We start from the raw sequence: 26,598 nt of genomic DNA, 5'->3' as shown, positions 1-26,598 counted from the left end.
GTTCGGTGCTGGAGGGTGGTCATGCCGCGGGGACCCGGCCCACGGCCGCGAGGGTGTACGGGGCCTGGGGGAGGCGGATGGTGTCCGGGTCGGGCCAGCGGCCGGTGGGGGTGATGCCTGGCGGGAGGAGATCCAGGTCGGCGATCCGGCGGGCGAATTCGTTGCGGCTGCTGGCGTGCGGGTGTGGCGGGACGCACCGGGTCATGGCCCTGCACCAGCGGTCGGTGTCGCGGCGGAGTGTGGCCCGGGCACCTGGGTTGTCCAGTGTGGACGGTGCGCGGTTGATGAGGTGGTTGACCGCGATCCAGCTGCCGGGCGGGAGACGCTTGACCAGGCGGCGGATCACCGATCGCGGGTCGTTCGCGGGGTCGAGGTAGTACAGGAGGTCCACCAGCAGCACGCAGACCCGCCGGGATCGGTCCAGCGTGCCGCTGCGGTGCAGGGACGTGAGCATGGGGCCGATGGCGAACGCGTTCGCGTGGACGAGGGTCCGCGGCCGGGTCATCAGGACCGGGTCTTCGGTGAGATCGCACAGGTTGTGGCTGTCGACGTGCGGATCGTGATCGACGTGCACGATCGTCGCCGCGGGATGCTCGACGACGGCGACGTGGGCCGCGCTGGTGGCGATGTGCCCGGATCCCAGGTCCAGGAACTGGGTGATGCCATCGGCCAGCGCGTGGCGGATGACGCGGGTGGTGAACGTGTCACTGTCGTGCAGGGCCTGGCGGGAGCGGGGAGCGATCCGGGCGAGCTCGTCCGCGAGCCGCCGGTCGCGCGCGGTCGCCAGGGACGTCTCCGGGGAACGCAGCACGGCGCCGACACGGGCCGGGTGCGGATGGCACCGGCACACGACCGGGGTATCGGCCCATCGGCGCTGCAGGCGGATCCGGTCCTCACCGGTGTAGGGCGGCGGGCAGTCCCGGCCGGAGGCGGCGCAGGCGTCCGGCCAGTAGGGTCCGCGGCCCTCGAGGAACGGAGCGGTCTCGAAGGTCACGCGGCCTCGCCCGCCATCACGGCGATCACCCGTGCGGGAGCCGATATCGGTACCAGGTTGAGGCGGGCGCCCACGTTACCGGCGGCGGCCTTCCGGACAAGCGTGTACAACAAGGATCCTTTGATACGTCGAATGTCGAATGAGGTGTCGAGAACGCGAGCAACGACTGCGTGTCCTGCATCGCCGTGGGCGGGTTTGTGCTGAAGGAGCGGAGTAGACGGATCGGTGACCGTCCGCTCCGGACGGCCACCGATCCGCACCACCGTTAGCCCGCGAGGGTCAGATCCGCCTGCGTGATCCGGGTGAACCGGTCACGCTCGTGCGCGGTCCGGATCATCCACAGCAGGTAGCGCGGTTCCGCGACCTGCGTGTAGATCGTGGAGGCGACGCAGGCGTGCGTGTGCGAGCGCGACCCGAGTCCGATCAGGACCCACTCCCGCCCGTGCTGCTGCAACGCTCCGCCGCCACTGTCTCCGGCGCACGCGGTGCCGCCGTTCGGGGCGGTGCCCAGACAGATCTCGCCGCGCCCGATCCCGGCCTTGGTGCAGTCGTCCTTCGCCGAGATCGGGACGTCGAGCTGCCGCAGCCACGTCGGTGCCGGGGCACCCCAGTGGGACGGATCCGGGTCGGTCACACCCCACCCGATGATCCGGGCCTGCTTGCCCCCCTTGGGGTAGGCGAGTTTCGCGGGCTTGACCAGCCAGCCCGGGACCGGGTGATCCAGCTGGATCAAGGCCAGGTCCCAGATGTAGCCGTCCTCGTCCGGCACACCCCACTCCCAGTAGTCCGGGAGCGAGATCGTCTTGACGCCGCGGACGGCGCCACCGTAGTGCCGGTTGGTGGACCCGATCCGCAGCGTGTACTGCGACGGATCCTGCGGATCCGCCGTCGTACCGACACCGGCCCGCTGCGGGGGCGGTGCCTGCTGGAACGCCCGCCACGCCAGCTCGCCTGCCCGGTCCGCGCGCTGCGGCGCGGGAGGCATCACCGACAGGCAATGCGCCGCGGTGACCACGAACGACGGGGCGATCAGCGCACCGTTACAGGTGTGCCAATCTTTCACGCCGTTCTTGGCCAGCTGGATCGACCCGGCGCCGGCGTAGGCCTGCGGTGCCCGTTCGCCGCGGACGATCATCGGCGACACATCGTCGCCTCCGCTGTCAACGGCGGCCGGGCTGGTGGTGCTGGCGGTTACGGCCGGGGCCGCACCGTGGTACCCGCCGTCTGCGGCAGCGACCGGCGCGCCACCGAACCCAGCGGCGACCACCGTCACCAGGACCGCTACGGCGGCACGCAACCCGCCACGGCGGCGGGTTCTCGAATATAGCTCTGTCACTGTTTCCCTTCTGTGCTAGTACTTTCCAACGCTCGCGCGGATGCGCGAGCGCGACTGTGGGCCACCGGGGACACCGGTGGCGGTGTGCGGCGACGCAGGCGGTCAGGGGCTGCGTTCGTCGCATTGGGGACTCTCTGGCTGGACAGCCGCTCCGGGACGCGACGCTCAGCCGCGGTCGGTGGCCGCGTCGGATCGGGCGGCGTCGACGAGTTCCCGGTAGAGGTCCGGTCCGGCGCCCGGGCTGGGGGACTGGGCCATGTAGATCACCGGCTTGCCGGGGCTGGAGCGATCGACCACCAGCCGGACCGCCCTGCTTGCCGTGACGTCGACGAACCAATGCTCCGAGGCCGAGCAGCGGTGCACGATGTGACGGCCGAGGGCATCGGACAACCGTGATCCCGCGCCCTCCCGATCAAGAATCACACCGTCGTCGACCTCAGACAGGCAGCACGCGGCCACCGCGAGGGCGGCCTTGTCGACGAGATCCGCGAGCGGGACGTCCCGTTCCGGCGTGAGGCGGACGGCGTTCGGCACGGCCCTGGCCGCAGCCGTCATGACGCGGCCTTGGTCGCGATCGCACACCACACCGGCAGCTCCGCTCCTGTGAATTCTTCGGGTGGCTGTGTGCCTGGTGGCTGTTCGGCCCACTGCGGCACCGGAGCGACCCCGGGGGACTCGAGGTGCCAGCGTTCGGGGTCGAACCAGCTCTGGATCTCCGCTGGGGCCCGGAGCGTGAGCTGCGGTTCGGTGGTCTTTCGCAGGTGCCGGGCGAGGTGATCAAGCGCGGCGGCTTCCTGTGTGCCCGCGGGTGCGGGGCCGAGGGCGCTGACCGCCACCATGCTGCCCACGGCGAGTTCATGGTGGTAGGCGCGGATCAGGGCGGCCATGTCGCCGGGCCAATGCGACGGGTCCCCGATCATGGTGAGGCTCACCGGCTTCCCGAGGTCCAGGGACCAGGCCTCTGGCTCGTGCAGTGCGTGCAGCGGCTCGTCCACGTTGTGGACCGCTGCGGCCATCGCCGCAGCCCGGGTGGTGTCTCCGTGGAGGTCCCGTTGTTTCTGCAGGGCGAGCCGCAGGTGCGCGGCGGGGATCACCTCACGGGACACCAGGACGGTGGCCGGTGACGCGACGTGGGCTTTCACGATGGTGTGTGGTGTGACCTCGTCCGGGCCGATCGGTAGCGGCGCGCGCAGGATGACGAACTGGGTGATCTTCCGCCGGGCCGCGCGCGTGATGACCTTGGCCAGAAACCGTTGCTGTGCGTGCAGCGCCCGTCGGTAGCCGGGAACGTCCGCGTCTATCTCCTTGGCCAGGTGCCGATCGGTCGCGAAGATGCCCATCTCGGTCACAATCTTCGGTGGTGTGTCGAGGAGGACGCCGTTCACCCGGGTAACGGTCGGGCGGGCGAGCTCGGCGTCCAAGCCGGGGAGCGGCCCGTGTGGTGCCAGGAAACGCGGGTCAGGCGCGGTCGTCATGGCCGGGCCCTCCCGTGTGCGGCGCGGTTGCCTTCGGCGGAACAGGTTCCGAGCTGCCTGGGCGGCGGGCGGTCACCGTGAGCAACTCCGACACGACGTCCACTGTGGACATAGGTGGCTCGTCTTCCGCTGGGTCCGGGTTCTCGATCTGGTTCTCGACGCGGATCTCGACTCCGCTGAACCGGTGGAGGTCCCAGTCGTGGGGATCGGTGAAGAGCTGCAGCAGCGTGGAGGCGCTGCGCAGTACCAGCGGTGACTGGGCGCTGTTCAGGAACTCGGCTTCCACGGGGGAAAGCTCGGTGCCGGTGGTCGGGGCTGGTTCGTCGGGAGATAGCTGGGTGAGCGACACCCAGCTGTCCTCGGGCAGGACGTTCCAGAGCCCGGCGAGGAGAGTTTCCGGGTCCTTGGTGTGCTGGAACGCGGGGGAGAGCAGGACACAGACCGGTTCGCGGAGGTTGATGTCACCGTTCGCCTCGGCGTTGCACAGGCTCGTTGCGAGGTCGGGATACGACGATATCCAGCGGACGTCCGCGTCGTCCCGGTTGGTCGTGACGAGCCAGGACCGGACGGCGGGCTCGGCGTCGTCGAGCAGGTACAGCACCCGGCAGCCGGAACCGGCCGGGAGCTGCTGGTGCGCGGGCTTCCACGGCGGGAGGTCGGGGTCGACGACGACGAAGTACCGGAACCCGGCTTCGTGGGCTTGGGCGAGGACACGGTCCCGGACGTCGTATTCGGCCTCGATCGCCGCACCGAAGGCTGGCATGCAGGCGCGGATCCGTTCCGCGGCCGCATCGGCGCCGGGGTCGCCGGAGCGGCCGGCGAACGCGGCCCGGACCCGGGCGCGCGTAATGATCCACTGTGGATCGCCGAGTTCGGACGCCAATGTGGCGCCTGGGTGGCTGGGTTGGTCAGACATCGTTGTGGACTCTCGTGTTCGCGGGATACGGGCGGGTCGACGTGGGGACGGCGCACCGCCGGTCGGCAAGCGGGGATGGCGGCTACTGGTTCGGTGGGGGCGCGATGATCAAGTCGGCCATCGGGATCGGCCGGTCGATGACGCCGTAGCTGTGCATCAGGTCCGCCCAGCGCTGCAGCTGCACGCCTGACGGCGCGAGCGGGAAGATCGGCATCTTCATGCCCAGTGCGTCACCGGCGCCGACTTTCATCTCGCGCACTGCGATCTGCTGGACGATCTCCGGTTTCGAGGTCACGTCCTTCGCGGCCCGGCTCAAGGCCTTCTGGAACGCCGCGATCTCCGTGGGGTGCTGCTGCGCCCAGCCGGCTGTGACGACGTAGCTGCCGGTCGGGATCGACTGTTCGAAGCCCCCGCCCTTGACGGGATCGATGAGCTGCTTCAGATGCAGCTTGGTGGCCGGGGTGACATACGGCTCGGGCAGCAGCGCGGCATCGATCTCACCGCGGGCCAGCAGGCCTGCCATGTCCGGGAACTTCGCCGTCGTCCACCGGACGGTCGAGGCGTCGACCTTGTGGGTGGCCATGACGGTGCGGGTGAGCATGTGGCTCACCCCGTTGGTGCCGTTGTGCGCGATCCGTTTCCCGGCCAGGTCCGCGACCGTCGGGACAGAGCCGTCGTCACGGACCATGATCCACATGTTCTCCGGGCCTGCCATCGCGGCCTGGGCGATCACCCGCAAGTCCAAGCCGCCCTTGGCGATGGCGGAGATGATCGCGACGTCACCGGCGTAGGCGATATCGGCGTCGCCTGAGGCCAGCTTGTCGATCCCGAACTGCCCGCTCTCAGCGGGAACCGGGGTGACGGTGATGCCCGCGTCGGTGAAGTACCCCTGTTCGACCGCCCAGCGCAGCGGGGCGGAGTCCAGGATCGTCATCACGGTCGCCTTCACCTGCGGCCGCGGGTCGGAAGGCTGATCGGACTCCCCGCCGAGCAGACCACACGCGGAGGTGGCCAGGAGAAGAGCGGCGCCGAGCAGGGAACCGAGAATCGGGGTGAGGCGCGGACGGTGCGGCTGAGGCGATCTCATCATGGGGTCTCCGAAGACGGGAACACGGACAGGGAGAGCGGGATGCCGACGCGCGGCCGGGGAGATCGGGCGCGCGACGTGTGCAGACGGGCCGGTTCAGCGGTGCTGCCGCCGTGACGGAACGCGGCGGGAGTGCGGTTCACGGCGAAAGAGAAGGCCGCAGAGGGCGGCGGGGCACGCGCACCGCGGCTGCAGACCCTGCGAGCGAAGCTGATCGCGCCGCAGCCCGGCCTCGGCGAGGATCGTCCAGAGCGCGGCGGCCCGGCCATCCTCGGTATCGCGGTTCTGATGGGCGGCGGCGAGCATGCGTCGCCACAAGAACGTCGCCTCCGGATCCGTCAGGACCCAGCCGCGGAGCAGACTCCGGCGTGCGCCGCGCGCCCGCTCCAGAGCCGTCCAGGCCACCGTGTAGGCGGGCCCCACGAGCTCCGCGAGCATGTCGTCGATCAGCAGGTCCCTGGACAAGGTCGCGCGAACCGGGACGCCACACGGCGCGGCCAGCCGCACGACCGCCGCACCGTCAACGACCTCGACACGCTCGCCGCGCACCCTCACCGCCCCGACGAGAACCAGTTCAGCGACCAAGCCGGCCGCGACCGCGGATCTGTCTCGACGCGACTGACGGGAGATCACATGATCCCGGCGTTCCTCACCCACAGCTGAAAGCACCAGCAGCGGCAGAAACGTCGGCCCCTCGTACTGCAGAGCCGCCGAGGAACGCGATGAGTCGTGCATGTGTACTCCCCTGGAAACGACAGAGCCGGTCGGGACAGCCCTCTGCGCGATGTAGGTGGCTAAACGACAGGCCAGGGCTGGCCTTTGTGCGCGACACCCGCGAGGTTCAACTGATCGCTGGCGAAGACCTCACGGAACGGGCCGGGTGGATACCACTGCGGGCACGGCACCGGAACCCGGCCATCGGTCAAGGCGTGGGGAACAACCAGCGGGAGATCCCCGAACAGCGCCACGATGTCCTGCTGCGGAAGGAAAGGACGCGTCCCGAGGTCACTCGCCACGAGTTCTTCGCCTGCCCGCAGCACGGCCTCGGCGACGTCGGGCTCCTCCGGCGCGCACAGATGCGTGAGCGCGAGGAACGAACCCTCCGGGAGCGTGTCGATCAGCCCCGCGGTGATGTCCGCAGCGGCCCGGCCCGTGCTGGCAGGAACAAACGGCAGAGTGGCGCAGTGCAGTAGCGCCACCGGTTCCCCGCCATAAAGAGGAGAGTTCGGCAGCTCGTAGAGCTCGCGGAGAAAACCGGGATCGTAGATGTCGGCATGGACAGCGCGGACGACAGAAGAGCTCGCGTTGGTTGCTGTGTCGTAATTGCTGAGCGCGTGGTGATAGACGACAGGCTCACGCTCGACATAGATCACCGCAGCCTCGGAGTTCACCCGGTGAATACGGGCGTGCAGCGTATCTCCGTCCACCGACCACTGATCAGCTCCACAGACAACGAACTTCGTTACTTGCGTGCGCCGCAGCAGCATCTCGCAGACCCGCACCTGAAAGCGACGGTCCTCGCCGAACAAGCGCCTCGCTGCTCCGGCCCCACCGGGCAGAGCATGGCTGAACGCGGCCGCTACCTGCCGGTCCTTCTCGTAATTGTCCTTGCCTCCCACCAGCGCGTCGATCAACCGCACACGACTGTAAGTGTCGTCATGCGCCAACTGGGCCGACGGCACGAGCTGTGACGTGCAGCCTGTTTCACAGGGGTCCGCTGCTACTAATGCTTTGGTGTTCACGACTGGACCACCATCAGTTCCGTTCCAGGAGGTACCCGTCCGACGGCACTGTGGTGGACAAAGGTGTCACGGTACGCCGTCATGTGATGCAGTCGGATCGTCGCTACCGGGAGTTGGATCCCATATGCGGGGGCTTTCTCTGCGGGCTGTAACACGCCAGTAGTTGACCATCGCGAGGATCGGTTCTATAAGGTGGCACAGGGGGTGCGGAGGGGGTGCGCAAAGGGTGTGAGCGGTTCAAACCCCGGTGGGCCGGCGGGGAGAGCAACCGCCGACAAGTCAAGTGAAGGCGAACCGTATCCTGAGTTGGCAGGCTGTCAATGTGCCCAGGCTACGGGTACGAAGTGGAGGGAACAACACCAGCAATGCGGATCAACACGGTGTTCTTCGACGTGGGTGAAGTACTAATCAACGAAGCCCGGGAGTATGGAACCTGGGCAGATTGGCTTGGTGTTCCGCGGCATACGTTCTCCGGCGTGTTCGGCTCGATCATCGCTCAGGGACGTGACTATCGGGAGACTTTCCAGGTTTTCAGGCCCGGCTTTGACCTCGCTGTTGAACGAGAAAAACGCGCGGCTGCTGGACAGCCAGAATGGTTTGGAGAAGACGACCTATATCGAGATGTCCGACCGTGCCTCGCCCAGTTGCGTGAGCTGGGGCTAACGGTCGGAATTTCAGGCAACCAGACAGCTCGTGCCGAACGTCTTCTGCGTGGCCTCGACTTACCACATGACATCCTGGGTACTTCAGACACCTGGGGTGTGGAGAAGCCGTCAACTGACTTCTTCGCACGAGTCGTCACCGAAGCAGGGGTTCCGGCTGAACAGATACTGTATGTCGGAGACAGGCTCGACAATGACGTCGCTCCAGCGCAAAAGGTCGGAATGAAGACAGCCGTGATCCGGCGCGGGATCTGGGGCCATGTTCTCCGAGACGCAGAATCGCCGATCGAAAAGGCATGTGTCTTCGCGCTGGATTCGCTGGTTGACCTCCCCGAACTCGTGCAGACCTACAACGATGAGGAAGGTTAGGGTTTGATGGTGCGTTGTGCTCGTAGGAGTTCGTGTGTTCGATCGACCAACCTACTGCCCGTTGGCGCAGTCGACAGTGCTGCACGTACACGGGGGAGACGCTGCACAGCCATTCCGTAGGGGGCGCGCTCCAACTGATCACAAGCCTCGATAGCGAGATCAACGGCATGTTCGGGCGCTTCTGCAGCGTGGGCAGCGGCAAGATCGAGCAGTAGGACAGAGCGCTGCTTGCCGCTGTCCGCGCCGAGACCGTCCAGCGACTGCTGCAGCCAGGCAATAGCATCGTTGAACCGGCCGGCCAGAAGCGCAGTGTTGCCAGCGAACCCCGCGAAGCGCGAGCTGTCGAAGAAGTCCATCCATAGTGGTGCGGCGCCGTCAGACTTAGCCAGGAACTCCTCAGCGTGTTTGAGGTGGCGTCGACTCTCAGTCATCTGCTCATTGCGGGCGTAGATCTCTGCGGAGACGCAGTGTAACCATGCGCGAACCAAGGGGTGGTGGCCTGAGTTACGCCACTGACGTTCGGCTGCTACGAGGAAGGGGCGTGCGTCGGCCAGCCTTTCATCGAAGCCTGGAACGAATGCCTGGTGAGCGGCCACAGCCACCGCCAGCGAGTGGTCTCTCGCGTGGGTGACCCCGGCTTCGGCCGTCCTGAAGGCGTTCAGAGCCAGCACGTCGAATCCGTCGAGGTCGAAGAACGCCAGTCGTGCGACGAGCAGCGCGCACTCAGCCACTGCGGCCGCTAGAGCAGGCTCGTCACCCTGGGCGTCGTTCAGCATGACACTACCCAGAGCCATGTGTGCTTGCGCTGCGTGAAGTAACATCGCCGACTGGGATGTCCAGTACAGCGTGCGATGATGCGCGACAACCTGGGCGTAGGCCGCAACGGCCTTCGGGTCTGTGCGGGTAGCCCGTCGACGATGGTAGGCCGACAGCACCTCATCCTGATCGACGTCAAGTGGCACACCTGCTGCTTGAAGAGCTGATCGCCAGGTTTCATCGGTACCGTCTGCCCGCACGCGTGCGACCTCCCTTGCCGTAAACCTCCCTCGTACGTTCACCATGCCAGATGCAGGGGCGATGTCGAGCGGCTGGGGATCGGCTGGCCGGAGGGCCAGCTCTTCGTCGGTGAGGAGACCGAGCTCCGAGGCGCTCCTATTGAGAACCATGCAGAGGTGCTTGGCGAAAAACTTGCTAGTGCCGTTACGGGTTTCCCAGGACTTGACCATCTGTTCGGTGACTTCGCGATATCCGATGAGGTGTTGATCCTCCTCGGTGACGATGCTGCGATTTAGCTGGCGGGCCAGTTCGCTGCGGCTCCAGCCGCGATCCACTCGAAACCACTGCAGACGACGGTTCTGTTTGATTTCTCTTTCACCAGCCACGCAGAGTCCCCTAATCCAAGCTCACCAGGTCGCTTAGTTGAATGTCTAGTCGCTTGTGCGGCGATCGTGACCGGCCGTCAGTGTCACCACTCTGGCTGCGCACGCCATCGTGCTCACAGCGTATCGGAGAACTGGCGCTTGGTGCGTCGCGTGCCGAGTACGACACCTAAAAGGAGTCTTGGGGATACGAGGATCTCCTCTCGACCGCTGTGCTCGCTACAGACGGTGGTGCTGAAGGCAGTGCGTGAGAGTGCCGTGGGTGGACGCGCAATATCTGCTCACACCCCCTGTGCACCCCCTCTGCACCCCCTGTGCCACCTTATAGAACCGATCCTGGCGATGGTCAACTACTGTGCGTGTCGCAGCCTGCAAAGAACAACGCGAATTACTGTCGTCGTACCCTGCCTGGGTTCGCCCAGGCGCCTTGTATCGGAGCGCGCCTGCGTAGAGCTTCGGCTGGCTCTTGCTGGCAGGCCACGTGACGCGCTCTTGACCGGTGACGTCGAACCTGCTGGGAGTTGAGAGCGCAGATCCCTCTTGCCAGTGGTTGGCCTGTGGTCTCAACGCGACAGTTGGTCCAGAACTCCTGGGCGCCCAGCGGCAGTACGGGCAGTTCCAAAAGACGACCGCGGAGCTGGTTCACATTATCGACTCTGCGGTCCGCTTTGAGCGCGATCTACTGGTCCCGTTGTGTCTAACCGACGCTGTCCGGGCCGAGTGCATCTACATGATAAGTCGTGCAGCACCGAAGTACGCGCTTACGTCGCAGTCGGTCAACTGTCCAATGTGTATGGAGAAGATCGGGCGAGTTGAAACAACCTGGTTTCCGGTCATCACCTCGGGCGGTCAAGGGCCTGCAGGCGCCCGAATTTGGTGGTCCACAGTACGAGGAGATCGGTCGCTGCTGGATTTCCAGGAGGATCCAGAGGGGTACAAGCTGCGCCGTACCAGACGCACTGCAGCCAAGCGCTTGGCGGTCTCGATGGCGCGGGCGCCGGTCACGTCGGAGATCAGCGCGAAGGGCGATGTGTTGTCGCATAGGGGAAATCTCTTCGAGTCCGAAGCCGGGAAAGAAGACATCGCTGCTTTTGTCCGCCGTGTCATGACGGGGCGTCGGCGATGGTAGAGGGGAGCTAATTTGCGTGGGTCCGTTGTGAGGTCTGGTCATGTCCGTTTCATGACCTACAACGCGAAGAATTACAGCGATGATCCGGTGCTGGCCGAGAAGGTTCACGCGGTGATCCGACAGGTGCGCGAGGCGGCGTCAGCGGCGGGTGACGCGCTGGTGGTCGCGGCGCAGGAGCTGATCGCGGAGAATCCTGCCCCCGGTGTCTGTTGCTGTGAGCACGGATCGCGCACCAAGGTCGTGGATGCGGGGCGGCGGCTTCAGGAGCTGGCCGAGGCGACAGGTCTGCGATGTGAATACGAGCCGAACCGACCGGCTGTGGCGGTGGGGAGTCAGCGGTATCAGCAGGGGTTGCTGTGGTCGGACGAGATCGAGCCGGTCGGCGGGTTCGTCGTGGTGGCGGGGCGCGCGCTGTGGCATGCGTACCTGCAGCTGGATTTCGATGTCGGTGCGGTGGCACCGGTGCGGCACGCGTCGTTTCACGCGCGGCCGAACGGGCTTCGCCAGCGCGATGACGAGGCGGAGGCTGTGCTGAAGCGGGTGTTCCGGCCTCCGCTTGTGCGTCCGACGCTCATCGGTGGTGATTGGAACGGCGTGTCGGCCGATCTTCCGGGCTGGCCGCCGCGCTCGGACACGACGAGGCCGTGGCGCGAGTACGACCACGACCCGTACCACCACCGGCTCGACCGGCCGTGCCAGACGGTGGACTGGCATCCCGAGTTCATTTTCCAGTGCAGGACTCGGACGAACCCGGACGGGACCCGCGGGTGGGAGGCGGACCGGTCGGCCGGGCGGATCCTGCGGGACGGTGGCCTGGTCGACGCCGCGGCGGCCCTGGAAGTGCCGTGGGCGGCGACGGTGGGTCACTGGCCCGGCGACGACGCTTGCGGGCCACGCCGGCTCGACATCGTCCGCACCACCGGTGAGGTGGTGCCGGCGCTGGTGTCGTGCGAGGTCATAGCCAGCCATCTGGCGGTGTCGGCGTCGGATCACCTGCCGGTCGTCGTCAGGTACGCCCCGTCAGCGATCGCCGCGTGGTCCGCGGAACTCGCCCGTGGATAGCGGTGTCGCGCCCACACCGCGCACTGGGCAGCGCCGCCGATCGCTACCGGGCGGAGGTGCTACGCCCTGGTGTGCGCTTCGCGCTCACGCCCCTAGGGGATGCTGCGGCACCGGCCAGGATTCAGCGAGCTGGGATGCGCGGCACACGCACGCTCCGCTGTGCGGGGATCCGGCAGTCCTGCTCCTCGCCGGAGTCTGTCGTGACCTGACGTGTGCTCAGAACAGCCTGCTGTACCGGGGTTTCCCGCTTGCGCACGTGTTCTGTCGCGGGTGGGCGACGCGCGACAGAGCAGGGCATCCGGTCCGGTATCGGGTGCGATGCCGGTAAGTCTGATTGTTTAGGGAGAACTGATGCGTTTCGGTACCTACAACTTGGCGGCGTTGTTCGGTTCGGACACTGTCGTCGAACGTCAGCGGCTCGAGTTGGTATGCGAGATCATCCGTGGTTTGAAGGTGGATGTGCTGGCGGTGCAGGGAGTGCGGGCGCCGCTGCCGGGTATTGCGGCGGAGCGGCTGGATGAGCTGGCCCGCAGGGTCGGGATGACCGTCTATCACGAGGAGCCTGACTGGGACTCCTCGCCTGAGCTCGAGGTGGACAAGATCGCGGTGGGGATCAGCCCGCACAAGCTGCACCTCGGTCTGCTGTGGAATCCCGCCACGGTGTCGTGTGTGCCGGGCACGTTCCGCAGTTACCCCGACGAGAACATGCACCACGGGCTGATCAAGGCGACGTTCCGTGTCCTCGGCGGCGACGGCACGGTGTGCGAGGTGCAGCACGGCTCGACGCACCTGACCCCGTTCGGTCCGCATGGTGGTCGGGCGGATGAGGCGGTTCGTGTGGTCAGCGCGTTCACCCGGCCGCTGAGCAGGCCACCGGGGCTGGTCGGCGGCAGCTGGAACACCGTCAGCGCTGACCGCGACGTTGACGGGAACTACTACGACCACGACCCGTACGCGGAGTGTGCGTGGCGTCCGGAGTTCGTCTATCAATGTCGGCGGGACTACGACGACCGGGGCAGGATCGCCCGGTGGTGGGCTGACCGCACGCCGGGTCAGGCACTGCTCGACGGCGGCCTGCTCGACGCCCGCACCGCGCTGCACAACGCCACCCTGGCCGAGGGCGGTGTGCGGTGGCGGCCCAACGCGGGGCATCACAGCGAGGACACCGGCTTCGGCCCGCGTCGCGTCAACGGCGTCCGGTGCACCGTGGAGGTGGTCCCGGCGCTGCGTGCGATCGACATCGCCGGCGGGGAGCGCGCGGTACTCGCGAGCGATCACCTGCCTGAGGTGGTGGACTACGACCCGGCGGCGATCGTCGCGGACGCCGGTGGGCGAGCCGGTGGGTAGCGGTGCCGTGGACGTACGCCGCGCCAGCCCGCCCGAGCCCGTTCGTCGGCGGAATTGCACCGGGCCACTGGTGCGCGGATCGCGCTCGCGGGGTGACGGGATGCCGGCGCGGATGCCGTGGCAGCGCAGCAGCCTGAGTGCCCGGTCCGCGCTGTGGCTGACGATCGGGGAGCAGGTCACCGCGGCGTGCGGCGATGGTCCGCCGGATCCTGACTGGGCCGGGCCGGGGGAGGGCAGCGGGGTGTTCGTGCGGTGGATACCGCGCTTCGAGCGGTCGCCGGATCGGCTGTGGGCCGTTCTGGAATGGCGAGCGCACAGGATCCCGGTCGCTGATATCGCGGCTCTGCTGGGTGAGTCGGAGGCGAGGGTGTGGTCGTGGCTGCGCAGACACGCGGTCGAGGCGAGGAAAGAGCGGGAAACGGTCGCGGGGCGGCGACCGGTGAGCGGGGGAGAACATTCATGACGGGCACGGATCTGCGGTTGCGGGTCGCGACAGCGAACCAGAAACGCGCGGGGTACAACCGCAGAACCCGGGTTCACGAACACGACAAGCTCGCGGCGATGCTCGCCCCGCTCGAGCGGGCGCCGCACGCCCTTTACTTGTCCGAATGCACCCACTACACCGGCACCCACTACGACCCGGATCCGCTGGAAGAGGTCCTGGCGTTGCTCGGGTCGCTCTGGGCGCGCCCGGGCCCCGATGGCCGGAAGTTCGGCGAAGTCCCGTACCGGGCCTACATCTCGCAGGTGCCGACGTCGGTGAACGTGCCGGGACTGTTCCTCGACCCCCGTGTCGTCCGGCCGCGCCGCTGGTATCCGCTCGCCGGGAGCCGGGCCCAGCTGGCGAACACGGTCACCGCCACGATCAACGGCCATCAGTGTCGGCTCAAGTGCGTGCATTGGAACGGATCGCGCGGTGAGACCGGCCTGAACGAGCAGGCCGATCAGGACGGCCAGCTCGCGTCGGAGTTCGCGATCTACGCGGGTGATTTCAACGCGACCAGCTCCGCCGAGGGCGAGACGGTGCATGAGAACTGGGGTGCCCTGTGCGACAAAGTGGGCCGTCCGTGGATGCGCAGCCAGAAAGGCACCCGCCGCCCGGACGGCACCTGGGGCACGAACACCGGCTCGATCGACCGGTTCGTCGACCACGGCTGGCAGGACGCGGGCCAGGTCGCGAAGGACTTCACGGTCACCACGACCGAGTCTGAGACCGCGCTGCGGATCGACCGCATCATGCTCTCGCAGCGCTCCCCGGCCCGCTTCGACCCCGACACCTACCGAGTGCACGACCATCCGCTCATCAGCACGGGCGCGAAGAAGAACGACCATCTGATGGTCAGCTGCGACATCATCGTCGAGGCGGCGGCATGAGCACGTACTCGACGCCGAGGCCGAGGGCGCGGGGCGTGCTGCTGCTGATCGCGACAGTCGTGGCCGGGTGCGGCTCAGGCCCGGTAGGTCCGTCGCTGCCGTCGCCGACCACGACCCGGACGATCGGGGCTACGACGTTGGTGCCGCCGTACGCGGGCGCGCCCGCGGTGCGTGACCCGCTGCCAAGCACGGTGCTGTCTGGCGATCCGTGCACGACCGCCCTCACCTCTGCCCAGGTGAAGCAGGTCCTGGGGATCGAGGCCATCGGCAGGCCCGACTACGGCGAATCGCGTGGGCCGGTGTGCCTGTGGGACAACCCGGTGACAGCCCGGACGATCGGGGTGGCGTACGCGACATCCTCTCGGCTGGGTCTGAGCGCGGCGTATCCGTCCCGGATCCCCGGCGAGGGCGGGGTGTGGCGGGAGCTGACGGTGTCCGGGTTCCCGGCGGTGGCCACGACGCTGGATCTGCGGTGGTACTGCACGGTCACGGTCGGCCTGGCCGACGACGCCGCGGTGGGGGTCTTGCTGGTCGGCCGCGTGGGCGACTTGCGGGACGTGTGCGCGGCGACCGGGCACATCGCCGAGTTGGTCGTGGCCACGGTGGGGAAGGGAGCGGGCCGGTGACGGCGACGATGCCCTCAGGGGGCCTGTGGTGTGACGGGCTGGGTCGGCGGCCGTCGGTGATGGCCGACCATCCCGGGTGGCGGCTCGATGACCAGGGCCGCCTGCGGCGACTTCTGCGCATGCCGGATGCGGTGTGGCTGGTCGTGGCGACACCGTTGTCTGGTGGTGGCCACGACATCGATCTGCGGCTGGTGGACGGTGACCACGGTGCGAGCCCCGTGGTCGACGTCGCTGACCCGGCGCTGCTGGAGGGCGGATCCGAGTTGCGGGACGTGTTGCTGGCGGCGGGCCCGGTGGCGCGGGTCCGGACGGCCGATCCGTGGGAGGCGCTGGTCGGCGCGATCTTCCGGCGCAGCACGCCGCTCGAGTGCGCCCGCACGCTGTACCGGGACGCCGCGGCCGGGCTCGGGGCCGGCTACGACACGCCGGTGGGCCGCGAGTGGCTCTTTCCGGCGCCCGCGCTGGTTCTCGAGCTGTCCGATGACGTGTTCGAGGTGTACGGACTAGCCCTGATCCGGGATCGCTTGCGCGTCGCGGCGTCGGCCGTTCGTGCCCTGCGGTCGGGGTGGCGGATGTTGTCGTGGGACGGTCTCTACACCTCGCTCGCCACGGTTCCGCGGATCAGCTCACCGATCGCCGGGCCTACGGTCGCTGACCTCAGCGGCGACTTCCGGTTCATCGTGGACAGTGACTTCCTGCTTCGGCGACAAGTCCGTGCACTGGATCCGACGTCCTGGCCGGAGAACGCGTTGGCGTTCGGTCTCCGGTGGCAGAGATGGACCGCTATCCGGCGAGGGGACTGGACTGTGCTGTCGCTCGCCACCGCAGCCCGCCGCTGCGCTGAACTGCTGTCCTGACAGCACCGGTGTACCCGGAAGGCTGACAGTATGACGGAGAGGTGACCATTGTGGACACTGTCGAGGTTGCCCGTGCCGACGCCCTGGAGCGCTGTGTGGCGGAGGAAGCGGCGGTGACGATCCGTTGCCACAGTGGGCCGAACCTGCCGGAACTGCTCATGACACCGGCGATCGCCCGGTTGATGTGGGAGTTCCGTGCCCGGTATCAGCCGGCGATCGCCACTGTCGGTGCGGAGTTGCTGCCGCGTCGCCAGGCACTTCTGGGGCGCGCATCGCCCGCACGCCTGCTCGTCGTGACAGGCGAGGAGTCGCTCAAGAGATTGGAGGCCGGCCGCTTTGATCCCGGGGTAGCGGCCGAGCAGCTGACACGTCTTCGCGATCACGCCGGCGAGGGGCATGTCAGCGTCCGGATTCGCCCGCTGAGCGCTCCCTGCACTCTGGAGCCGCTGGACCGGTTCACGGTCACCACCGACGCCCGGGGACGGCACACGGTGTTCGTCGAGGCGCGAGAGCCCAGCGGGCTTCTGATCTTCCGGGACCCAGAGCACTGCGAGCTCTATCTGCGGATCTTCGCCGCGTTGTGCCGCGACAGCCTGGACGAGCACGACAGCCGTGGTCGCATCGCCGATGCGCACGGATTCCGGACCGGTGTCACGAAGGGCGCTGCCTGTTCTTGACAGAGGCGCCCAGCGCGGTGGCGTTCCACCGCAGGTGGTTCAGTGATCCGTGCGCAGCGCGTGCTTGCCGGCGGAGTTGTCCACGGTGCCCAGGTCGACGAGGAGAACGCTGAGGTCGCGCGGGAACCGGCATCGGGTCCGGCGACGCCACGGCGGCCGCGGGCAGGCCGTGCAGTCGCCGTGGCTGTCGATCTGGTGCTGGTCGAGCATGGTGCGGATCGCGGCGGTCAGGAGCGGAACACCGCATGCCAGTTGCGCCAGGGACGCTGGATCTCCTCGGTGGGCGGCGGCGTCGTAGTCATCGAGCCGCGTCCCGACCTCGGTGGTGAAGACGTGGGCGAGTGCGTAGTTCATGAGGTCTCCGTGGGACGAGGGGGCTGAGGTGCCGGCGACGGGGGCCAGATCCGCCGGTGCAGCCAGCCTGGGACGAAGTCGGCAGCACGCAGCCCGGCGTTCGAGAGCTCGTGGACAGCGGTGTCGAACGGCCCGCATGGCCAGAAGGCCTGCGGCCAGCAGAACGAGCAGTGCTCGGCCTGCCCCGGTGCCGGGAGATGCTCGGTGAGTCGCTCGATCGGAACCTGGCTACGGCCGATCGGACTGGATTGCGCGACGCACACGAAAGACACGGGCTGTGTGGCGTAAGGGGAGGGCTCGCCGGTGGTGTCGTCCATGCCGTCACTTCCCCGTCACCAGATCCAGGCCCCGATCCGGGATCTGGTGACGGGGAAGGGAACGGCGCCCGGCGTGAACGTCGCGGATCAGGTCGTCGTAGGCGTCGACGAGTTCGGCGAGCGCGGTGGACGCGCGGTGGACTCGTTCGTCCTTCACCGGCAGGACGGCCACCTGCTGCGAGCGTTGCCATGTCCTGGCCAGCCGGGCGATCAGCGTGCCGAGGGTTTCGGTGTGGAGGATGGCTCCGCGGTGCACCGGCACGGCAGCGGTGACGTGGTCGTCTATCCGGGCGGCCTGCCGCCTGATCGCGTGGTCCAGGCGGCGTTGGGCGCGCGCGGCCGTGGCGATGCCTGGATCGTCGGCGCCGGGGTCGTCGAGGACGTGGGCGGCGTCGGCGTGGGCCAGGTGCAGCACCCCGAGCTCGTGTGCGGCCGCCAGCACCGGATCTCGGTCGTCGCGGAAGACCTGGAAGGCGAGCAGGACCACGCGGCCTGTGGGCAGGGGCCGGACGGTGACGACTGGAGCCGTCACCCCGGGGACGCACCGGGCAGAGACCGTGCCCGGCATGCTGGGTACGGCGACCTGCGGCGACCTGGACGGTGCGGTGTCGGGCATGAGAGACCAGCTCCTCAGCGGATGTCCTGGTGGAAGGTGCTCCGCGCCGGACGGGGAAGACGCCGACGGAGGCGGCCGCCTGTGCTGGCCGGGGCGTCGGGGCGCCCATGCGGCCCAGTGTCACGTCGCGTCGGTCCGGCGCGGAGCACCTGGTTCGAGCCGGTGGCACGGGTCTGCGATGGTGCCACGTCTGCCACCTCCTCGGCTATCAGGCTTTACCTCCCCATAAAGTTCATGCTGTTCAGTCCCTCCAACAGTGACTTTAGGGGGGTATAAACCTGAGGCTAGGCGTGTTCGCGCGCTGCCGTCAAGAGGGGCTAAACTCTCACGGGTGAGCGAAGACGCCGATTACGAGGCCCGGGTGGCGGAGATCGTCGGCCGCTTCGGCGCCGCCGGGGCCGAAGCGATCGCGGCGGCGAAAGGCCTGGACGATCCGCTGTGGAGGACACGCCTGGCCCAGGAGCTCTTCGGGGTGTGCCAGGCGCTGGGTACCAAGTCCACCCGCCTGCGACGGCGGAGCATGGCCGAAGCCGTCAACGCCCACGGTAACGACGCGGTCGCCAAGGAACTCCGCATCACCCCGGGGCGGGTGTCGCAGCTGGCCAGCGATCCCGCGAAGCACCGGATCTTCTTCGGCGCGAACACCGTCCGGGTCGGGTACCCGGTCCGTCGGCTGAACGCCGACCGGGAACGGCCCATGATCGCCGCCGAGGACGCCGCCACCACCGACCTGCTGTCGACGCTGCTCGACGGCCTCGACCTCGAGGCCGACCGGATCGCGATCGAGCCCGGCCACAGCGAACTGCCCGGCGGTGACACGATCCTGGTGTGCGGGCCGAAATCCGCTCCGGTCGCTGCGCGCCTGCTCGACCGCGATCCCGCGCTGTCCATGCTCGAGGACGCAGGACGCTGGTGGATCGAACCAACCGAAGGAAGCGCCCGCTACGGCTCGCCCTCCGACCAGACCGACCCGCGCGACAGTGACATCGCCTACCTCGCACGGCACGTGATCGATGGCCGCGTCGTCGTCCACATCGCCGGGATCCACAGCATCGGATCCCTCGGCGCCGCCCAGTACCTCACCGACAACATCGCGGCGCTGTTCAAGAACGTCGGCGAGACCCGGTTCTCCGCGATCATCAGCTGCACTTACGAGGGGATGCGCGTCACCGGAACCGGCATGGTCGCAGGGCCCTTCGTGTGGTGACACCGATCAACGTCGCCGCAGCCCAGTTCCCACCCTGCGACGCCAGTGACGACAAGGTCTTCACCACCCGGACCGCCGTGATCATGCTCGACGGCGCCAGCGCCCACGCGCCCGTCCCGATCAACCCCGCCACCTACGCCGACAACCTCGGTCGACACCTGCGCGACCACCTCGACCGCGACCCCGAAGCCGGCCTCGCCGACGTACTCGCCGACGCGATCACCGGCACCACCACCCGGCTGGAACTGGTCGCGGGCGCGTCCCCGTCCAGCACGGTCACGATCCTGCGCCGCCGCGACGAGCACGTCGACATCCTCATGCTCGGCGACAACCTGCTGGTCCTACCAGACCGGACGATCACCGATCCCCGCCTCGCCAACCTCGACCTCCCCGAACACCGCCACTACCGGCAGCGCCTCGCCGCCGGCACCGGATTCGACGACACCCACCGCGACCTGCTGGCCGCACTCCAACGCAGGCAAGCCGCACGCCGAAACACACTCGGCGGGTACTGGATCGCCGAAACCGACCCCGCGGCCGCCTACCACGCCATCCGCACCACCGTCCACATCGAGCAGACCCCGTGGGCGGTCCTTGCCACCGACGGCGCCTACAAACCCATGCAGCACCTGGGAATCGCCGACTGGGCCGCCATCAGCACCATGACCGACACCGCTCTGCGCGGCATCCTGACCCGCTGCCATACCTGGGAACACGATGTCGATCCCGACGCACGCACCCTTACTCGCGCGAAACGCCATGACGACAAAACCTTGCTCACGGCCTGCCTTACGTAACGGACGAAACGCGGTAGTGGCCAATGGAATCCACAGAGGACTGTGACCACGAGCCGTTGCCATCGCATTCCGGCGACGACTTTCTTTCGGTCACGGTAGGAGATGAACCGCATCGCGTTTCTGATCAGGTGGACCGCGCACGTCTGGACCTCAGTGTCGGGAAAGATGCCGCGGATCGCGTCAGGCAGTCCTGTCAGCCCGTCGCAGCAGGCGATCAGGATGTCCCGCAGGCATCGGTTGCGCAGGTCGGTGATGACCTTGGCCCAGAACTTCGCGGCTTCGCTGTCGGCGCTCCACAAGCCGAGAGCGTGCTTGCAGCCTTCGACGTCCACGCCGACGGCCAGGTGGGCGACCTTGGTGGTCACCACGCCCTTGTCCTTGATCCTCAGGCGGATGCCGTCGACGTAGAGAATTGGATAGACCTCGTCCAGTGGACGCGTCTGGCACAGTGCTAGCTCGTCGGCGACGACGGGCCCGGTGGGCAGGTCGCGTTTCGGTTGGCGGTGATCCGCGCGGCGTCAGTGGTGCGGGTGAGTTCGGGGCCGAATCCTTTCCTGCCCCACTTGGTGTGGTTGCGCTGCGCCCATTGGATATGCCAGGCGACTTCGGCCGTGTCGTTGGTCAAGGGGACACGTCGTAGGTCGGGTGAACTGGGCGTAGACGCAGTCGCGTAGATGATCCGGTCGGCACGACGGCTCTGCTGGAACCTGTTTCGGAGGTGTCCCGAGCCCAGTCACATCGACACCGAACCGATGCCGATGTAGCTCAGCCCGGTACGGGCGTCCGATGCCGGTGGCGCGGCCATTGCCCTGTGACGCAGTTCGTCAGGAATCGGCTCCGTCACTTGCGAGCGGCTGCTTGGGGCTTGCCGCGCCGAGGCGGTGTTGCTCTCGCAGCAGTAACGCCAATTTTTGAACATGCGGTTTCTCGAGCATTGAGTAGTGGTCTCCCGGGCTGTCGTGGGCGGTTATCGTGGGAAGCGCGTCGCGCCAGCGTTGTCTCTCACGCGGGGATTCCTCGGCGGCGCGTACGTAGAGCACTGGGTGAGGAGGCGGTTCGAGGCTGAGCCGGTGCTCGACCAGAGCCTGGAGGTGAGCCTGGTGCATACGCCGCCGGATCGGGTCCTGGTGGTTCGGGCTGGTTTCCTCGGGATCGGCCGACTCTGGATAGGGAGAGTCGAGCAGCACGGTGAGCTGGGGTGGCTTGCCAGCTGCGGTGAGGAGGACGGCCATTTCGGCTGCCACCACACCACCGAAAGATGAGCCCCCGAGCCAGTAGGTCTCCTGAGACAGGTGCTGCAGCAGTTCCTCGGTGTAGGCGCGTGCCATTTCCATGAGGTCGTCGCGGGGCTTGTCTTGTCCTCCCCGGAAGCCTCTCGCGGCGAACGCGAAGACGGCGCAGTAAGACTCGAGTCGGGCCGCCAGGTCGCGATACACGAGCGTGCCCCCGCCGATCGGGTGGACCAGGTAGAGCGGTGCGCCCGTCGCGGAGGGGGTTTCGGACACGGCGAGAGGGTGCAGGGACGTGGCCGGGGACATGTCGGCGCCGGCCAGCCGGACCCGCAAGCTGCCGAGCGTGGGGGCCGCGAGGATGTCCTGTGGTGTCATGGGGATGCCGAGGACGCGCTGGATGGTGGAAGAGAGTGTCAACGCCAGCAGTGAATCTCCGCCGAGGTCGAAGAAGTCCTGGTGTTCGTCTTGCGCCGCAGATCCGAGATTTTCCACCCACAGTTCGCCGAGTGGGTCGAGGGACGAGGTCGCCTTGCGCGTGGGCTCGTGTGATGCGACGGCTTCCGGCGTCGCGGAGTCGGGCTCGGTGAGCCAGTATCGCTTCCGAGTGAACGGGTCGCTGGGCAGGGACACACGACGATTCCCCGGTTCTCGGGACAAGGCGGTGAGATCGACCGGGACGCCGGCCGTCCACAGCTTCCCCGCGGTGCCCAGCAGTGTCATGTAGCTCCCGCGCGTTTGTTCACATCGGCCAAGGGCGGGAAGGCAGAGCGTCTGCGGGGAGATGGCATAGTGGCGCGTCGCCCAGCCGCACAGGGCGTGGCCCGGTCCGATCTCGACGAGTGCCTGTGCGCCGGACATGCCGAGCTCGTGGAGGTTGGCGTCGATGAGCACGGTCTCGCGTAGCTGGCGGGTCCAGTACTCGGGGTTGACCGCCTGCTCGGAGGTGATCCAGGTGCCGGTGACATTGGACAGGAACGGCACGTGCGGAGGTTGCAGGGGCGTCGCCGCCACCTCGTCCCGCCAGGCGGCGAGGATCGGGTCGAGCAGGTGCGAGTGCATCGCGCGATCGACAGGGAGCAGCCGGTACGGGATGGCACGTTCCGTGAGGATCGAGGAGAAATCGTCCAACTCGGCGATGGAGCCGGAGATGACCGAGCGCAGGCCGTCGATGTCGGTGGCGATGGCGATGGCCGGGGGGAGCGTCGACCGCAACTCACTGGCGGGCATGGAGACCGACAGCATGCGTCCGGGTGGTGTGGCGGCGGCGAGCCGGCCGCGGGCGGCGGCAAGCCGCATACCGTGTGCGCGGTCGGTCACCCCGGCGAGGCACGCGGCGATCCACTCGCCAAGGCTGTGTCCCAGTAGCCAGGTCGGGTGGATACCCCATGAGCCGAGGAGACGGGCCATGGCGTACTGGACGGCGAACAACGCCGGCATCGCGACGGCGGCCCCGACGTTCGCGGTGGCATGGGCGTGGTGTTCGCCGGTGGCAAGCAGGAAGGAACGGACGCGGCCACGCAGGCCTGGTTCGACAGCGTCGAGGCAGTGGTGGAGTTCGTCTCGGAAGACCGGCTCCGATCGATACACCTCGTCGATGGCACAGTCGCGTTCCGAGCCCGTGCCGGGGAGGAGGAAGGCGACCTCGGGCGGCGTGTCGGGGATGGCCGCGGTCGTCGGCGTCGATTCCCAGGCTCGGTGCAGGTCGTCCTGGGTGCGGGCGACGGCGGTGAAGCGGTGCCGGAATTCCGCCCGGCCGTTGAGCAGCGTGCTGGAGAGCAGGTCCGGTGGTGTGGTGGAGTCGTGGGCGCCGAGCGCGCGGAGTTGTCTCCCCAGGGCCTCGCCGGTCTGTGCCGAAACCGCCAGCAGGTGCGGGCCTTCGACGGGACAGGGGGTCGGCGTGGCCGGTGCTTGTTCCAGCACCATGTGGGCGTTGGTGCCGCCGATGCCGAAAGAACTGACCGCCGCGCGCCGCGGAGTCGCCGCCGCAGCCCAGTGTTCTGCCTCGGCCGGGGGCCGGAAAGGACTGTCAGGACGCATGAGCTGGGGATTGACGGGCCGGGCGTGCAGAGCCGGTGGAAGGATGCGGTTCTCCAGCAGCAGCACGCATTTGATGAGCCCGGCGATACCTGATCCGACGTCGAGATGCCCGAGGTTGGCCTTCAGCGACCCGAGGGCGCAACTGCCTGGGGGAGTGGTGCGGAAAGCTTCGTCCGCGGCCTCGAGTTCGAGGGCGTCGCCCAGTTCGGTCCCGGTGCCGTGTGCCTCCAGATAGCCGATCGTGGAGGAGTCGATTCCCGCGTTCCGCAGCGCAGCCTCGATGACCGCGGTCTGTCCGGACGAGGAGGGAGCGGTGAAGGACAACTTGTCGGACCCGTCGTTGTTGACGGCCGAACCTCGGATGATCGCCCGCACGGGATAGCCGTCCGCCAGCGCGTCTTCCAGGCGCATCAGCAGGATCAGGCCGCCGCCGCTCGCGGGTACGGTGCCTGCCGCGTCGGCGGAGAAGGGACGGCAGTGTCCATCCGGTGAGAGAATGCCGCCGGAGTGGTACTGGTACCCGACACGCTGCGGGACCCGGATCGTGCACCCTCCGGCCAGTGCCGCGTCACTGTCACCGGTCTGCAGGGAGCGCGCCGCGTGGTGCACGGCGACGAGTGAGGTGGAGCAGGCTGTTTGCACGGTGATGGCCGGCCCCCGCAGATTCAGCCGATAGGCGATACGGGTCGCCGCGAAGTCCTTGTCGGAGGCGAGAGTGCGGGCGGTGTCTTCCGGGCGGTCCAGGCTGGGCATGTAAGGCGTGGTGTCGAGCAGCCCATAGGCGCTGACACCGACTCCGGCGAATACCCCGATGCGACCGGGGAAGCTCGCGGGAACGCAGCCGGCGTCCTCCAGCGCGGACCACGCGAGTTCCAGGAGCATGCGCTGCTGAGGGTCCAGCATCCGGGCTTCTCCGGCGGTGAGACCGAAGAACTCCGCGTCGAACTCGGCGATGTCGTCGAGTAGCCCGGCGGCCGGTACGTAGCCGGGTAGGTCCACGGCATCAGGTTGGTCGTGCTGTTCTTCGGGTATCGAGGTCACCGTCTCCAGGCCGTCGCGCACGACCGGCCACAGCTCGGCCGGGCAGCGGGCGCCGGGAAACCGGCCGGCCATCCCCACGATGGCGACGGGAGCCCAAAGAGCGTCGTCGTGCTCCGTACGGGACTTCATGGCGCGGTCGGGGAGGGATCGTCGGACAGTGTTTCGAGAAAAGTGGCGAGTTTGCGAGGAGTGGGATATTTGAGAATGTCGACCACTCGGACCTCTCGGTAGCCGTGGCCGCGGAGACGGGCGCGGAAGCGCAGCAGGAGGAGGGAATTGCCGCCGGTGTCGAGGAATGCCTCGTCGGGTGTACGGGGCGAGTTTCCCACGAGTTCGGTCCACAGACTCAAGATCAGCGACAGCGGCGAATCCGGGCGGCGGGTCGCGGCGCTCTTGCCGGAGCCGGAAAAGGGGTCGGGCAGGGCGGTGCGGTCGATCTTCCCGTTGCTCAGTAAGGGCAGGGCCTCCAGGGTGATCACTCGCTCGGGGACCATGTAGGAAGGTGCTCTACCCGACATGTGGTCGTGCACGTGGCGGGCTGTGATGTCGGCGTCGGCCACGACCCACATGACGAGGGTCGCGCTGTCGTCTTGAGAGTGGCGGCGCACGTCCGCGACGGCGGCTTGGATGGACGGAGCGGTCAGGGCTATCGACTCGACGTCGTCGAGCTCGACCCGGCATCCGCGTATTTTCACTTGCCTGTCCTCGCGGCCCAGGAACTCATAGTTCCCGTCGTCGCGTACCTGGACGATGTCGCCGGTCCGATAGAGCCGCCCCCGTTCGTCGTCGAGGAACTTCTCGGCAGTGAGGGCCGGGCGCCGATGATAACCGGTGGCCAGTTGCGGGCCCGCGAGAAGCAGCTCGCCGGGAGCGCCCGGCGTGACATCGATCAGCGTGGCGGGGTCCACGACGTGGACGGTCGTATTGCCCGCGGGGAGACCGATCGGCACGCGGAGGGAGCTTGTGTCCTCAGTGGTGCATCGGCGCCAGAGCGTGATGACGGCGGCTTCGGCGGGCCCATAGGTGTTGGCGACCTCGGTGCCGGGAAGCACGCTGTTGGTACGCCGCAACAGTTCAGGTGGGAAAGGTTCACCGATCAGGAGGAGCCGCCGGAGCGAGCGGCACTCGGCGGTCGCGGGCTCGGCGAGGAAACCGGGCAGCAGACTCGGTACGAAGATCATGTCGGTGACACCGTCTCGGGTGATCAACCGCGCGAGTTGTTCGGGGTCGCGTAGCGCGTCGGGGTCGGGTACGACGATCGTGGCGCCCGAGGTGAGTGTCCAGAACAGTTCCAGAATGGACGCGTCGAACGTGGGCGTCGTCCGGAGCAGGACCCGCGAATCCGGCTGCAACGGAAAGTCCGTGGCCATCCACCGGAGCACCTCGTCGAGGGCTCGGTGAGAGGTGACCACACCTTTGGGGGTTCCAGTGGAGCCGGAGGTGTAGACGACGTAGGCGACGTCGTCGGCAGTCGTGGTCACCGCCGGTTCTTCCCGTGCCTCGCCCGCGGGCAGGACGATCGTCCGAGTGCCCGGCCGCCGGACCGAGTCCGCGTGCGCCTGGTCGGTCAACAGCACCACGGGTTCGGCATCGTCCAGCATGGCCGACACCCGGCTCCGCGGGTGGTCGGGATCCAAGGGGAGGTAGCCGGCGCCGGAACGGAGTGCCGCGAGGGCGGCGACCACGAATTCCGGGCCGCCTTCGAAGTAGACGGCGACGAGGGCGCCAGGTGTGACTCCGGCTCGGATCAGGGTGTTCGCGACATGATCGGCCCACGTCACCAATTCTCGGTAGGTCACGCCGTGGCCGCGGCCGCTCACCGCGATGCTGTCCGGCGTGCGGCGGGCCACTTCGGACACGGCCCGGCACACCTGTGGCCCAGCCGAAAGCATGGTGGTCTGGAGTTTCTGGGCTGGTAGTGACATCTGTGCTCGATTCGGCGTCGTCGGCGGCAAGACCTCCCCA

The 26,598-nt window shown here is 67.8% G+C and carries 24 protein-coding genes and 1 pseudogene; 10 read left to right on the top strand and 15 right to left on the bottom strand.

Going from position 1 to position 26,598, the window contains the following annotated elements; translation table 11 throughout:
* Positions 1–19: 19 nt before the first annotated feature.
* From ACZ5IK_RS24270 to ACZ5IK_RS24235, 8 genes are all read right to left on the bottom strand, one after another.
* Positions 20–994, bottom strand: a complete 975-nt coding sequence (locus ACZ5IK_RS24270; RefSeq protein ID WP_465489749.1) for an SAM-dependent methyltransferase — start codon at positions 992–994, stop codon at positions 20–22.
* A 265-nt stretch (positions 995–1,259) separates the two neighbouring features.
* A complete protein-coding gene (locus ACZ5IK_RS24265) occupies positions 1,260–2,291 on the bottom strand; it encodes a S1 family peptidase (protein WP_465489748.1) in 1,032 nt (343 codons plus the stop codon).
* Positions 2,292–2,495: 204 nt separating this feature from the next.
* On the bottom strand, positions 2,496–2,885 hold the full coding sequence (locus ACZ5IK_RS24260) for a hypothetical protein (protein ID WP_465489747.1): 390 nt from the start codon (positions 2,883–2,885) through the stop codon (positions 2,496–2,498).
* Complete coding sequence (locus tag ACZ5IK_RS24255) at positions 2,882–3,805, bottom strand: SAM-dependent methyltransferase (protein WP_465489746.1); 924 nt, start codon at positions 3,803–3,805, stop codon at positions 2,882–2,884. The genes ACZ5IK_RS24260 and ACZ5IK_RS24255 overlap by 4 nt, the downstream gene beginning before the upstream one ends.
* Positions 3,789–4,721 (bottom strand): SAM-dependent methyltransferase, encoded by a 933-nt coding sequence (locus tag ACZ5IK_RS24250; RefSeq protein ID WP_465489745.1) that lies wholly within the window; start codon positions 4,719–4,721, stop codon positions 3,789–3,791. The genes ACZ5IK_RS24255 and ACZ5IK_RS24250 overlap by 17 nt, the downstream gene beginning before the upstream one ends.
* Positions 4,722–4,803: 82 nt before the next feature.
* The gene (locus ACZ5IK_RS24245; RefSeq protein WP_465489744.1) at positions 4,804–5,811 is read right to left on the bottom strand and encodes an ABC transporter substrate-binding protein; all 1,008 of its coding nucleotides are present in this window, start codon (positions 5,809–5,811) and stop codon (positions 4,804–4,806) included.
* 93 nt (positions 5,812–5,904) lie between these two features.
* A complete protein-coding gene (locus tag ACZ5IK_RS24240; RefSeq protein ID WP_465489743.1) occupies positions 5,905–6,543 on the bottom strand; it encodes a hypothetical protein in 639 nt (212 codons plus the stop codon).
* A 59-nt stretch (positions 6,544–6,602) separates the two neighbouring features.
* Complete coding sequence (locus ACZ5IK_RS24235) at positions 6,603–7,442, bottom strand: SAM-dependent methyltransferase (RefSeq protein WP_465489742.1); 840 nt, start codon at positions 7,440–7,442, stop codon at positions 6,603–6,605.
* A 473-nt stretch (positions 7,443–7,915) separates the two neighbouring features.
* Between ACZ5IK_RS24235 and ACZ5IK_RS24230 the strand changes: the two genes are divergently transcribed.
* Positions 7,916–8,581 carry an HAD family hydrolase gene (locus tag ACZ5IK_RS24230; protein WP_465489741.1) on the top strand — a complete coding sequence of 222 codons (666 nt, stop codon included), beginning with the start codon at positions 7,916–7,918 and terminating at the stop codon, positions 8,579–8,581.
* Here the strand turns inward: ACZ5IK_RS24230 and ACZ5IK_RS24225 are convergent.
* A complete protein-coding gene (locus ACZ5IK_RS24225) occupies positions 8,578–9,963 on the bottom strand; it encodes a hypothetical protein (protein WP_465489740.1) in 1,386 nt (461 codons plus the stop codon). The two genes, ACZ5IK_RS24230 and ACZ5IK_RS24225, sit on opposite strands and share 4 nt — an antisense overlap.
* 1,177 nt (positions 9,964–11,140) lie before the next feature.
* On the opposite strand from ACZ5IK_RS24225, the gene ACZ5IK_RS24220 reads away from it, so the two are divergent.
* The 7 genes from ACZ5IK_RS24220 (at position 11,141) to ACZ5IK_RS24190 (ending at position 17,032) form a co-directional block, all read left to right on the top strand.
* Positions 11,141–12,151 (top strand): hypothetical protein, encoded by a 1,011-nt coding sequence (locus tag ACZ5IK_RS24220; RefSeq protein WP_465489739.1) that lies wholly within the window; start codon positions 11,141–11,143, stop codon positions 12,149–12,151.
* Between the two features lie 351 nt (positions 12,152–12,502).
* The gene (locus ACZ5IK_RS24215) at positions 12,503–13,498 is read left to right on the top strand and encodes a hypothetical protein (protein ID WP_465489738.1); all 996 of its coding nucleotides are present in this window, start codon (positions 12,503–12,505) and stop codon (positions 13,496–13,498) included.
* A gap of 100 nt (positions 13,499–13,598) precedes the next feature.
* On the top strand, positions 13,599–13,961 hold the full coding sequence (locus tag ACZ5IK_RS24210; protein ID WP_465489737.1) for a hypothetical protein: 363 nt from the start codon (positions 13,599–13,601) through the stop codon (positions 13,959–13,961).
* A complete protein-coding gene (locus tag ACZ5IK_RS24205; RefSeq protein ID WP_465489736.1) occupies positions 13,958–14,872 on the top strand; it encodes a hypothetical protein in 915 nt (304 codons plus the stop codon). The genes ACZ5IK_RS24210 and ACZ5IK_RS24205 overlap by 4 nt, the downstream gene beginning before the upstream one ends.
* A complete protein-coding gene (locus ACZ5IK_RS24200; RefSeq protein WP_465489735.1) occupies positions 14,869–15,498 on the top strand; it encodes a DUF3558 domain-containing protein in 630 nt (209 codons plus the stop codon). The genes ACZ5IK_RS24205 and ACZ5IK_RS24200 overlap by 4 nt, the downstream gene beginning before the upstream one ends.
* Positions 15,495–16,355 (top strand): DNA glycosylase family protein, encoded by an 861-nt coding sequence (locus ACZ5IK_RS24195; protein WP_465489734.1) that lies wholly within the window; start codon positions 15,495–15,497, stop codon positions 16,353–16,355. Before ACZ5IK_RS24200 ends, ACZ5IK_RS24195 begins: the two co-directional genes overlap by 4 nt.
* Before the next feature lie 50 nt (positions 16,356–16,405).
* A complete protein-coding gene (locus ACZ5IK_RS24190; protein WP_465489733.1) occupies positions 16,406–17,032 on the top strand; it encodes a Scr1 family TA system antitoxin-like transcriptional regulator in 627 nt (208 codons plus the stop codon).
* A 39-nt stretch (positions 17,033–17,071) separates the two neighbouring features.
* On the opposite strand, the gene ACZ5IK_RS24185 is transcribed toward ACZ5IK_RS24190, so the two are convergent.
* Both ACZ5IK_RS24185 and ACZ5IK_RS24180 read right to left on the bottom strand, forming a co-directional pair.
* The gene (locus tag ACZ5IK_RS24185; RefSeq protein WP_465489732.1) at positions 17,072–17,386 is read right to left on the bottom strand and encodes a hypothetical protein; all 315 of its coding nucleotides are present in this window, start codon (positions 17,384–17,386) and stop codon (positions 17,072–17,074) included.
* A gap of 321 nt (positions 17,387–17,707) precedes the next feature.
* Complete coding sequence (locus ACZ5IK_RS24180; RefSeq protein ID WP_465489731.1) at positions 17,708–18,319, bottom strand: DUF4254 domain-containing protein; 612 nt, start codon at positions 18,317–18,319, stop codon at positions 17,708–17,710.
* A gap of 331 nt (positions 18,320–18,650) precedes the next feature.
* Between ACZ5IK_RS24180 and ACZ5IK_RS24175 the strand changes: the two genes are divergently transcribed.
* Together ACZ5IK_RS24175 and ACZ5IK_RS24170 are read left to right on the top strand one after the other, a co-directional pair.
* The gene (locus ACZ5IK_RS24175; RefSeq protein WP_465489730.1) at positions 18,651–19,526 is read left to right on the top strand and encodes a hypothetical protein; all 876 of its coding nucleotides are present in this window, start codon (positions 18,651–18,653) and stop codon (positions 19,524–19,526) included.
* The gene (locus ACZ5IK_RS24170; RefSeq protein ID WP_465489729.1) at positions 19,520–20,323 is read left to right on the top strand and encodes a hypothetical protein; all 804 of its coding nucleotides are present in this window, start codon (positions 19,520–19,522) and stop codon (positions 20,321–20,323) included. The genes ACZ5IK_RS24175 and ACZ5IK_RS24170 overlap by 7 nt, the downstream gene beginning before the upstream one ends.
* A 62-nt stretch (positions 20,324–20,385) precedes the next feature.
* On the opposite strand, the pseudogene ACZ5IK_RS24165 reads toward ACZ5IK_RS24170, so the two are convergent.
* The 4 genes and pseudogenes from ACZ5IK_RS24165 to ACZ5IK_RS24150 all read right to left on the bottom strand — a co-directional run.
* Positions 20,386–20,793: pseudogene (locus tag ACZ5IK_RS24165) on the bottom strand (IS256 family transposase); the annotation flags it as partial.
* A complete protein-coding gene (locus tag ACZ5IK_RS24160; protein ID WP_465489728.1) occupies positions 20,775–20,948 on the bottom strand; it encodes a hypothetical protein in 174 nt (57 codons plus the stop codon). The pseudogene ACZ5IK_RS24165 and the gene ACZ5IK_RS24160, both read right to left, overlap by 19 nt.
* 199 nt (positions 20,949–21,147) lie before the next feature.
* Complete coding sequence (locus tag ACZ5IK_RS24155) at positions 21,148–24,762, bottom strand: type I polyketide synthase (protein ID WP_465489727.1); 3,615 nt, start codon at positions 24,760–24,762, stop codon at positions 21,148–21,150.
* Entirely contained in the window at positions 24,759–26,492 is a 1,734-nt protein-coding gene (locus ACZ5IK_RS24150) for an amino acid adenylation domain-containing protein (protein WP_465489726.1), read from the bottom strand. The genes ACZ5IK_RS24155 and ACZ5IK_RS24150 overlap by 4 nt, the downstream gene beginning before the upstream one ends.
* Between the last annotated feature and the right edge of the window lie 106 nt (positions 26,493–26,598).

The organism is Amycolatopsis sp. NPDC031561 (assembly GCF_055580625.1).
Note: the sequence above shows the minus strand (reverse complement) of the source record. Positions and strands in the feature narration are given on the sequence as shown.